Genomic DNA, 2,211 nt, shown 5'->3' with positions numbered 1-2,211 from the left:
CGCGCCCGATCCGCGATGCCAGCGGCTGGGACGTCCCTTTCACCGCCGAAGGAATCCGCTTTTATGCGGAATTCGCAGACAAGGTGGGCGGCGATGTTGCATCGACGGATCACGATCACCTGGGACTGACGATCGCCGAGCCGTATGGGGTGATCGGCGCGATCGCACCATGGAATTTCCCGCTGGTGATGGCGTCGTGGAAGATCGCGCCGGCGCTCGCGGCGGGCAATGCCGTGGTGCTGAAGCCGTCCGAAATGACGCCGTTCTCCGTACTGCGGCTGGCCGAGCTTGCGATCCGGGCGGGCGTGCCGGCAGGCATTTTCAACGTTGTGCAGGGCGATGGCAGGACGACAGGCGACGCGCTGGTGCGCCATCCGAAGATATCGAAGGTGACGTTCACCGGGTCCACGCGCACGGGCGCGGCAATCATGGCCGCATGCGCCGAATCCGGGACCAAGCCGGTGACACTGGAACTGGGCGGGAAGAGTCCGCAAATCGTCTTCGCCGATGCCCCTCGCCTCGACGATGTTGCGCGCCGTATCGCCGGCGCCATTTCAGGCAACGCGGGCCAGGTCTGTGTGGCGGGCTCGCGGCTCCTGGTCGAACGCTCGCTGGCCGAGCCACTGGCCGAGCGCATCCAGTCCGTGTTTGCCGAACTCAAGGCTGGCGCCACATGGGCATCCGGCACCACGCTTTCGCCGGTCATCTCGGAGCCGCAGGCTGCGCGCATCGAGGCAATCGTGGGACGGACGATCGCCTCGGGCGCCACGCTGAGATGCGGCGGCCACCGGGCCGATGGGGGAGGCTCCGGCGCGTTCTACACGCCTACGCTCCTGACCCACGTCACCCCCACTTCAGAAGCGGTGCGCGAGGAGATCTTCGGCCCCGTGCTGACGCTGCAAACCTTCGATACGGAAGAAGAAGCGCTCGAACTGGCACAACACCCGGACTACGGGTTGGCGGCCGGCGTACACACAGCAGACATCGGCCGCGCGCTGCGCTTTGTACGCGGGCTGGAGGCCGGCACGGTCTGGGTCAACCGGTACGGAAGAACGTCCGACTTCATGATCCCAACCGGTGGCTTTAAGCGCTCGGGCATCGGCAAGGATCTGGGACGCCAGGCCTATGAAGCGAACCTTCGCTTCAAGAGCGTGCTGATCGACTTGCGGCACTGAAAACCCAAGGGTAAAGCCCAATGCCCGCAGGGGTTTCAGGGGCGCGCGGCAGAGTCTGCTGCCGGACACCCCCAAAACGCTTGGTTTATGTTTTTGGCATGCGTGAATCAGGAACATCTATGTTTTTGCGCTGATTAAATCCTTATCAGGGCAGCGCAATTGAATCTTCGCCACTGAACTCTCCAGACAGTTCACTTCAACGAAAGGACCATCACCATGATCGACTTCGAACCCAAGTACATCACCTTCGATTGCTACGGCACCCTCACCAAATTCCGCCTCGCCGACATGACGCGCGAGATGTACGGCGACGTGCTCAAGGGCGACGACATGGAGAAACTGGTCAATTTCTTCTCCGGGTATCGGCGTGACGAGGTCCTGGGGGCGTGGAAGCCGTATCGCGACGTGCTCGTGAATGCGTTTCGTCGGGCCTGTGCGCGCATGAACGTCGAGTTTGACGAGGCCAAGGCGGAGACGTTCTACACCGCCGTGCCGACCTGGGGTCCGCATCCCGACGTACCGGAAGGCCTGTCGCGTCTCGCGAAAAAGTACAAACTGGTGATTCTGTCGAATGCGTCGAACATTCAGATCCAGAGCAACGTCGACAAGCTTGGCGCGCCGTTCCATGCTGTTTTCACCGCTGAACAGGCGCAGTCTTACAAGCCGCGCATGCAAGGCTTCGAATACATGTTCGGCCAGTTGAACTGCAATCCAGAGGACGTGCTGCACGTCTCGTCGAGCCTTCGTTACGACCTGATGACCGCGCACGACATGGGCATCAAGCACAAGGCGTTCGTCAAGCGCGGCCACGAACCGTCGACGCCTTATTACGAGTACACCGAAGTGAACGACATCCCGCATCTCGCCTCGATGCTCGGTTTGTAGCCGATTCGCCGATTCGCCGATTCGCCGCAACGATGCAAGCGCACAAGGGACCCACTGAATGAAGCTCGACTCCTACTGGCTCGATACCGCGCCGCCACTGCGTTCAGCGAGCGCTGGCCCGCTGGATGGCCGTGTCGATGTGGCTGTGATC

Annotated in this window: 2 protein-coding genes; both read left to right on the top strand. The window is 62.0% G+C overall.

What is annotated here, in order from left to right; all coding sequences use genetic code 11:
- Positions 1 to 1,175, top strand: a 1,175-nt coding sequence (locus tag WCA53_RS29670) for an aldehyde dehydrogenase family protein (protein WP_423919680.1), incomplete at its 5' end; no start/stop codon positions are given.
- 216 nt (positions 1,176 to 1,391) lie between these two features.
- Entirely contained in the window at positions 1,392 to 2,060 is a 669-nt protein-coding gene (locus WCA53_RS29665; RefSeq protein WP_423919677.1) for a haloacid dehalogenase type II, read from the top strand.
- Positions 2,061 to 2,211 lie beyond the last annotated feature (151 nt).

Origin of the sequence: Caballeronia sp., assembly GCF_049581465.1 — a bacterium.
Classification (GTDB): domain Bacteria; phylum Pseudomonadota; class Gammaproteobacteria; order Burkholderiales; family Burkholderiaceae; genus Caballeronia.
The sequence above is the reverse complement of the archived record's forward strand: the minus strand, read 5'-3'. Positions and strand labels throughout refer to the sequence as shown.

What these genes read in the sequence shown, in the direction of transcription:
- WCA53_RS29665 (WP_423919677.1), top strand. Translation starts at nt 1,392, where the DNA reads ATGATCGACTTCGAACCCAAGTACATCACCTTCGATTGCTACGGCACC.